The following is a 485-nucleotide window of genomic DNA, read 5'->3' as shown; positions in this document are numbered from 1 at the left end:
AAAGAACTGGCTCACAAGAGAGAATTACAAATTAAATCTTGGAAAAGCAGAATTAAGATTCAAGAATTAATTTTAAAAAAAGGTTAGCTCAGCTGATTCAGAGCATTCCGATTTCATCGGAAGGGGTAGGGGGTTCGAACCCCTCATCGCCCAAAAAACTTCTCAAGAAATTGAGAAGTTTTTTTTTTGTAGTAAACTGAAAAATTTAAAAACCTCCAAAATTTAATAGAATCAAGTGCAGTTTTTGCCTTTTAAAATGGTACTTTCTTTTTCATACATTATTCATACACTATCTATGCCTTTGACTAGGCTTTGCTATACATTATCTATAACGCTGACCCGTCCTGAAATAACTATATGACCCGTCCTGAAATAACTATACAGATTATTAAATAAATCCTAATATAGTTATACAAATATAATTCTTAATCCTAAACTTACTATACAACTGTTTTTTTATGGCTAAATTTTTTATTGTAATTCTT

The 485-nt window shown here is 30.1% G+C and carries 1 tRNA gene; it reads left to right on the top strand.

The features are described from left to right. Window positions 1-81: 81 nt before the first annotated feature. Window positions 82-153: transfer RNA gene (locus DOS84_RS18850), tRNA-Glu, on the top strand. Window positions 154-485: the final 332 nt, after the last annotated feature.

Origin of the sequence: Flavobacterium aquariorum (genome assembly GCF_003254745.1) — a bacterium.
Lineage (GTDB): Bacteria > Bacteroidota > Bacteroidia > Flavobacteriales > Flavobacteriaceae > Flavobacterium > Flavobacterium aquariorum.
Note: the sequence above shows the minus strand (reverse complement) of the source record. Positions and strands in the feature narration are given on the sequence as shown.